General features: G+C 66.3%; 6 protein-coding genes. 2 read left to right on the top strand and 4 right to left on the bottom strand.

What is annotated here, in order from left to right; translation table 11 throughout:
• Positions 1-1,670, top strand: a 1,670-nt coding sequence (locus V7060_RS14035) for a vitamin B12 dependent-methionine synthase activation domain-containing protein (protein ID WP_334179873.1), incomplete at its 5' end; no start/stop codon positions are given.
• A 145-nt stretch (positions 1,671-1,815) separates the two neighbouring features.
• Complete coding sequence (locus tag V7060_RS14030) at positions 1,816-3,012, top strand: MFS transporter (RefSeq protein ID WP_334179872.1); 1,197 nt, start codon at positions 1,816-1,818, stop codon at positions 3,010-3,012.
• A gap of 13 nt (positions 3,013-3,025) precedes the next feature.
• Here the strand turns inward: V7060_RS14030 and V7060_RS14025 are convergent, their stop codons facing one another.
• Genes V7060_RS14025 through V7060_RS14010 form a run of 4 tightly spaced genes read right to left on the bottom strand, consistent with a single transcriptional unit; the run spans position 3,026 to position 6,249 of the window.
• Positions 3,026-3,649 (bottom strand): DUF2058 family protein, encoded by a 624-nt coding sequence (locus tag V7060_RS14025; RefSeq protein WP_334179871.1) that lies wholly within the window; start codon positions 3,647-3,649, stop codon positions 3,026-3,028.
• 36 nt (positions 3,650-3,685) lie between these two features.
• Positions 3,686-3,922, bottom strand: coding sequence for a SlyX family protein (locus V7060_RS14020; RefSeq protein ID WP_334179870.1), 237 nt, complete (start codon positions 3,920-3,922; stop codon positions 3,686-3,688).
• Positions 3,912-5,264 (bottom strand): UDP-glucose/GDP-mannose dehydrogenase family protein, encoded by a 1,353-nt coding sequence (locus V7060_RS14015; RefSeq protein WP_334179869.1) that lies wholly within the window; start codon positions 5,262-5,264, stop codon positions 3,912-3,914. The genes V7060_RS14020 and V7060_RS14015 overlap by 11 nt, the downstream gene beginning before the upstream one ends.
• A gap of 49 nt (positions 5,265-5,313) precedes the next feature.
• Positions 5,314-6,249, bottom strand: coding sequence for an FKBP-type peptidyl-prolyl cis-trans isomerase (locus V7060_RS14010; protein ID WP_334179868.1), 936 nt, complete (start codon positions 6,247-6,249; stop codon positions 5,314-5,316).
• Positions 6,250-6,333: the final 84 nt, after the last annotated feature.

Below are 6,333 nucleotides of genomic sequence, written 5' to 3'. Positions count from 1 at the left end.
TGAACGTGGTCGGCGACCTGTTCGGCGCGGGCAAGATGTTCCTGCCGCAGGTGGTCAAGTCCGCCCGCGTCATGAAGAAGGCCGTGGCCTACCTGCTGCCTTTCATCGAGGAGGAAAAGCTGCGTACCGGCGACGTCGCCAAGTCGAACGGCAAGATCATCATGGCCACCGTCAAGGGCGACGTCCACGACATCGGCAAGAACATCGTCGGCGTGGTGCTCGCCTGCAACAACTTCGACGTGGTCGACCTGGGCGTCATGGTGCCCACGCAGAAGATCCTCGATGCCGCAAGGACCGAGAATGCGGACCTCATCGGCCTCTCCGGACTGATCACGCCGTCGCTGGAGGAAATGACCCACGTGGCGCGTGAGATGCAGCGCCAGGGCTTCTCGATGCCGCTGCTGATCGGCGGCGCGACCACCTCGCGTGCGCATACGGCGCTGAAGATCGATCCGTACTACGACGCGCCCACCGTCTGGGTGAAGGACGCCTCGCGTGCGGTGGGCGTGGCGCAATCGCTGATCTCGCGCGACATGCGTACCGCTTTCGTCGCCGCCAACGATGCCGACTACGCCGAGATCCGCGAGCGCCACAGGAACCGTGGCGATGCCAAGCGGCTGGTGTCGCTGGAAAAGGCGCGTGGCCAGAAATTCGCTGGCGACTGGGAACACTACACACCACCGACGCCGAACCAGCCGGGCGTCCATGCCTTCGACGATTACCCACTGGCCGAACTGATCCCCTTCATCGACTGGACGCCGTTCTTCCAGGCCTGGGAACTGGCGGGCAAGTACCCCGCCATCCTGACCGACGGAATCGTCGGCACGCAGGCCAGCGAGCTGTACCGCGATGCGCGCGCGATGCTGGCGAAGATCGTCGAGGAGAAATGGCTGACAGCCAAGGCGGTGTTCGGCTTGTGGCCGGCGAACAGCATCGGCGACGACGTCGAGATTCAGCCCCTTCCTCCGCTTGCGGGGGAAGGTCGGGATGGGGGCAACGCGGCGGACTCGCCCCCACCTCAATCCTCCCCCGCAAGCGGGGGAGGAGGCAGCACGATGCTGCACTTCCTGCGACAGCAAGTCGACAAGCCGGTCGAACGCCCGGACTTCTGCCTGGCCGATTTCATCGCACCGAAGGACTCCGGCCGGCAGGACTGGATCGGCATGTTCGCGGTCACCGCAGGCATCGGCATCGACGCGCACGTGGCCCGTTTCGAGGCCGACCACGACGACTACAACGCCATCCTGCTGAAAGCCTTGGCCGACCGTCTGGCCGAAGCGCTCGCAGAACGCCTCCATCAGCGCGTGCGAAAGGAATACTGGGGCTACGTGGCGGAAGAGTCCCTCGACAACGAGGCATTGATCGCCGAGAAGTACCTCGGCATCCGGCCGGCGCCCGGCTATCCGGCCTGCCCCGAGCACAGCGAGAAAGGCACCCTCTTCCGCCTGCTGGATGCGCCCGGCAAGGCCGGCATGTCGCTGACCGAAAGTTTCGCGATGCTGCCGACGGCGGCCGTGTCCGGCTACTACTTCAGCCATCCGCAGAGCCAGTATTTCGTGGTCGGGCGGGTGTCCAGGGAACAGGCCACCGACTACGCGAAGCGCAAGGGCGTCGAGCTTGCGCAGGTGGAACGCTGGCTGGCCTCGAACCTGGACTACGACCCCGAATGACCTGACGCATCCCGGTCAGCCCAGCCCGCCGACCGCGGTCGCCACGCTCGGATAGAATGCGCACCCCTGTCCGCGGTCACACCAGCATGTCCCTTCCGTCCACGCACTGTGTTGCGCGAGGGTGCCTGGCAGGGACGCGACGGACATGACGTCCGCGGATGGCCCATCGAACGCCGCCGACTACCCGGCGGCACGCCTGTCCAGCTTCTACTTTTCCTACTACGCGGTGCTGGGCGCGTTCACGCCGTACTGGAGCCTGTACCTGGAATCGCGCGGACTCGGTGTCGCCGCGATCAGCGTGCTGATGAGCCTGTGGTATGCCACCCGCATCGTGTCGCCCAGCCTGTGGACCACGCTGGCGGCACGTTCCGCGCATCCGATCCGCTGGCTGCACGCTGGCTGCGCGCTCGCCCTGGGCTGCTTCGCGCTGTTCCTGCTGCCGCTCAGGCAGGCGGGGTTGTTCGCGGTGATGCTCGGATTCTGCTTCACCTACAACGCCGTGATGCCGCAGTTCGAATCGATCACGATGTCGCACCTCGGTGCACGCAGCGACCGTTATGGATTGATCCGCGTGTGGGGATCGATCGGATTCATCCTGGTCGTGTCGCTGTTCGGGTGGCTGATCGATGCCAGGCGGCTGGGCGTGGGTGCCCTGCCCTGGCTGATGCTGCCGGTGCTCGCTGGGGTACTGGCTTCCGCGCTCATGAATCGCTACGCACGCGACCCCGGGCAGCGCCCGTCCGATCCGCAGGACGGCTTTCGCGCCCGCTTGCGCAAACCGCCGGTGATCGCGTTTTTCGTCGCGGCGTTCCTGGCCCAGATCTCCTTCGGGCCGTTCTATACCTTCTTCTCGATCTACCTGTCCGAACATGGCTACGCCACTGCGGTGCAGGGCGCGCTGTGGACGGTCGGCGTGCTTGCCGAAATCGGCGTGTTCTTCCTCGCCAGCCGCATCTTCCGGCGCTGGGATGCCAGCCGCGTCCTGATGGTGGCGCTGCTCAGCGCCTCGGTGCGCTGGCTGGTGACCGCACTGTTCCCCGACAACACGCCGGTGATGGTACTGGCGCAACTGACCCACGCACTCAACTTCGGCGCCTTCTTCGCCGCTGCCATGCAACTGCTGGTGCGGTTCTTCCCCGGCCGCATGAATGGCCACGGCCAGGGCGTGTTCTACGGGCTGTCGTCCGGCGTGGGCGGCGTGATCGGCGCACTGCTGGCTGGCCAGCTGTGGCGCTTCGGCGGCGAAACCGCCTTCCTCGCGTCTTCGTTCATCGCCCTGGTCGCCGCCTTCATCGTCTGGCGATGGCTGGTACGGCCCCACGTGGTGGCGACATCGATCTGATAGATGACTGCCATCACCACACCAGGTCGTCAGGCACCTGGTATTGCGGATCTGCGTACGGGTCCTGGTCGGCGGGCGCGTCTGGATCGACCTTCAGGGCCACGGCGGGCGCGAAAATCGCTTCGGCCTCCGCGAGCACGGCCGCAGTGACCAACTGGTAGCGGCCGTTCTGCTGCACGACGCCGAGTTCGCCCGCATTCAACGCCTTCAGCTGGTCGGCATTGACGTAGATGCGCTTGATCTTCCCGCCATAGGGGAAATGCCGTGCGATGTCGGCGTCGGCGTCGTTGAGCGCCTTGTCCTTGAGGAAAGCCTCGAGCTTGGCCTTCGCTTCGCGGCGCACGCGCGCTTCCTCCTGTTTCACCCGCTCGGCCTCGATGCGTTCGTCCTTCTCGCGCTGCGCACGGATGGCATAGGCCTTGGCCAGGTCGATGTCTTCCTGGCTGCGCTTCGGCTTGTTGCCGCCGTGCGGTGGGCGTGGCTTCGCGCCCTGGCCGGGTTTCGGGTGTGCACCGCCCTTGCCCGCCGGCTTGTGGGCGTCGCGCCGCGGGTCGGGGCGGCGTTCGGGCTTTCGTTCGGGCTTGGGCGCGGGCTTGAAACCCAGGCCCAGCAGCTGGTCGCGGAGTGAATCGGTCATCGGGCTTTCGTGGGGAACTGCTGTGCCGCAAGCCTATCAATAATGTGGCGGCGGTGGTTCATTGGCGGGATCCTCGAACAGCGAGGTCCGCACCTTGCCGAGCTCTTCCACCATGTGGCGCAGCAGCAGCGCGGTGCGCTGGTTCTCGGCACGCGCATCCGCCAGGGCCTCGCTCATCTCGCCGAGCGAATGCTCCTGGAAGGCCAGGCGGGTCTCCAGTTCCACCAGGCGGCGCTCGAGCGCATCGCCCTGCAGCGGAAGATCAGTTTGCACGCACGGACCTCCCGCGTCCGATGCCGTAGTAGGCAATGCCGGCGGCTTCCACTTCGCCGGGTTCGTACAGGTTGCGTCCGTCGAAGATCACCGCATCGCCCAGCGTCTCGTGCAGGCGCGCGAAATCGGGGCTGCGGAACTGCTTCCACTCGGTCACCACCACCAGCGCGTCGGCACCGTCGATCGCCTCGCGCGCGTCCTCGCACAGCACCAGGTCGTCACGCTCGCCAAAGATGCGGGCGGCCTCGTCGCGCGCTTCCGGGTCGTAGGCGCGCACGCGTGCGCCCGCTCCCCACAGCTCGGCCAGCAAACGCCGGCTGCTCGCCTCGCGCATGTCGTCGGTATTGGGCTTGAACGACAGGCCCCACACGGCGAACGTCTTGCCGCGCACGCCCTCGTCTTCGCCACGGTCGTAGTGGCGCTGGATCAACTCGAACAGATGCCCCTTCTGGCGTTCATTCACCGACTCGACCGCCTGCAGCAGTTCCGGCGCATAACCATGCTGCTGCGCCGTACGCGCCAGGGCCTGCACGTCCTTGGGAAAGCACGAGCCGCCGTAACCGGCGCCGGGATAGATGAAATGCCAGCCGATGCGGGGATCCGAGCCGATGCCCTGGCGCACCTGTTCGATGTCGGCACCGACGCGTTCGGCGATGTTCGCAACTTCGTTCATGAAGCTGATCTTGGTGGCCAGCATCGCGTTGGCGGCGTACTTGGTCAGTTCGGCCGAACGCACATCCATCACCACGATGCGTTCGTGATTGCGGTTGAACGGCGCATACAACCGGCGCAGCCTTTCCACTGCCTGCGGGCTGGCCGCGCCAACGACGATGCGGTCCGGACGCATGCAGTCGTTGACCGCATCGCCCTCCTTCAGGAATTCGGGATTGGAGACGACATCGAACGCCACGTCGAGGCCGCGAGCAGCCAGTTCCGTGTCGATCATGGCCCGCACCTTGTCGGCGGTGCCGACCGGCACGGTGGACTTGTTGACCACCGTGCAGGGACGCTGCAGGTTGCGGCCGATCGTCCGCGCCACCGCCAGTACGTACTGGAGATCGGCGCTGCCGTCTTCATCGGGCGGGGTACCGACCGCGATGAAAACCACTTCGCCATGCGCGATGGCCTCGGCCGCGTCCGTGGTGAAACGCAGCCTGCCGGAGGCATGGTTGGCCTTCACCATGGGGGAAAGGCCCGGCTCGTAGATCGGCACCACGCCCTGGTTCAGTCCGTCGACCTTGGCAGGATCGATATCCACGCAGACCACGTCATGGCCCACCTCGGCAAGGCAGGTGCCGGTCACGAGTCCCACGTATCCGGTACCGAAGATCGCTACACGCATCAGCGCATTTCCATCAATGAAAGGTCAGTGCTGAATACGGCGATTCGATTTACTGCAGGACACCCATCAGCTCGACGTCGAACGTCAGCGTCGCGTCCGGGCCGATCTTGCCGCCCGGCGCACCGTTCGGGCCATAGGCCAGGTTGGAGGGAATCCAGAAGCGGTACTTCGCGCCCACCGGCATCAGTGCCACGCCTTCGGTCCATCCGGCGATGACCTGGTTGAGGCCGAACTCGGCGGGTTCGCCGCGCGCATACGAGCTGTCGAAGACCTCGCCGTTGAGCAGCTTGCCCTCGTAGTTGACGCGCACGCGGCTGCTGGACATCGGGCGCTGGCCGTTGCCTGCGCGCAGCACCATGTACTGCAGGCCGGACGGCGTGGTCACCACGCCCGGCTTGGCCTTGTTCTCGGCGAGGAACTTCGCACCCTCGTCGCGGTTGCGCTGCGAGGCGCCGGCCTGGCGCTTGGCGAGGTAGGCCTGCATTTCCGCCTGGGCCTGCTCCACCGACAGCAGCGGCGTACCGGTCTTGCCGGTCACCGTGCGCACGGCCTGCACCAGCGTGGCGGGGTCGATTTCGCCCTTGAACGGCAGCAGCGAGGGGCCGACCACGTAGGTCCCGAGGAACAGGCCCACCTTGGCCTTGTCGACCGGCGGCGGCGCGCTTCCCGGCGGCATGCCCGGAATCGGCTGGCCATCGGCCGCGGCCAGGTTGACGCGCAACAGCTGGTCGGTCGCCTGCGCTTCCTGCTCGGTGATCAGCGGCGGCTTGCCCTCGAACGTATTGACGAGCGCACGCTGGAACGCGGCGGTGTCGAGGAACGGCCCGACCGGCTGCAGCGAATTGCCCACGTCCACGCCGATGGCGTAGCTGACCTTGTCGCGCTCGGACACCAGCGCGGTTTTTTCCTGTGCAGACACGCTGCCTCCCAGCATCGAAAACGAGATTGCCAACAACACGGCTGCGCCGCGGACCGACCGCTTCATCCTTCCTGCTCCTGGAACCCGCGCCGCGATGGCGGCGCCAAACCGATATTGTGGCACGCCGGCCGGTCGCGAAGGCACCACCGC

It is taken from the genome of Pseudoxanthomonas sp., from assembly GCF_036845285.1.
Taxonomy (GTDB): domain Bacteria; phylum Pseudomonadota; class Gammaproteobacteria; order Xanthomonadales; family Xanthomonadaceae; genus Pseudoxanthomonas_A.
This window is presented reverse-complemented; position numbering and strand designations above follow the sequence as displayed.